Annotated in this window: 1 pseudogene; it reads right to left on the reverse strand. The window is 48.5% G+C overall.

What is annotated here, in order from left to right:
- Positions 1–441: 441 nt before the first annotated feature.
- A pseudogene (locus D8855_RS10915) lies at positions 442–662 on the reverse strand (MSCRAMM family adhesin SdrC); the annotation flags it as partial.

Genomic DNA, 662 nt, shown 5'->3' on the forward strand with positions numbered 1-662 from the left:
GTGTGCATCAGAATCAGCGTCAACAAGTGCGTCTGAGTCAGCAAGCACATCGGCTTCTGAGTCAGCGTCAACAAGTGCCTCTGAATCAGCAAGCACATCGGCATCTGAATCCGCATCAACAAGTGCATCAGAATCAGCAAGTACATCAGCTTCTGAATCNGCATCAACAAGTGCATCAGAATCAGCAAGCACAAGCGCATCAGAATCAGCGTCAACAAGTGCGTCTGAGTCAGCATCAACAAGTGCATCAGAATCAGCAAGCACAAGTGCGTCTGAGTCAGCATCAACAAGTGCATCAGAATCAGCAAGTACATCAGCTTCTGAATCAGCGTCAACAAGTGCATCAGAATCAGCAAGCACAAGCGCTTCTGAATCNGCATCAACAAGTGCGTCAGAGTCAGCAAGCACATCAGCCTCTGAATCAGCATCAACAAGTGCAAGTCAATCAGCAAGCACATCAGCATCTGAGTCAGCGTCAACAAGTGCTTCAGAATCAGCATCGACAAGCGCCTCAGAGTCAGCAAGTACATCGGCTTCAGAATCAGCCTCAACAAGCGCCTCAGAGTCAGCAAGTACATCGGCTTCAGAATCAGCCTCAACAAGTGCCTCTGAATCAGCAAGCACAAGTGCGTCTGAGTCAGCATCAACAAGTGCATCAGAAT

The organism is Streptococcus mitis (genome assembly GCF_003942685.1).
Taxonomy (GTDB): domain Bacteria; phylum Bacillota; class Bacilli; order Lactobacillales; family Streptococcaceae; genus Streptococcus; species Streptococcus mitis_CD.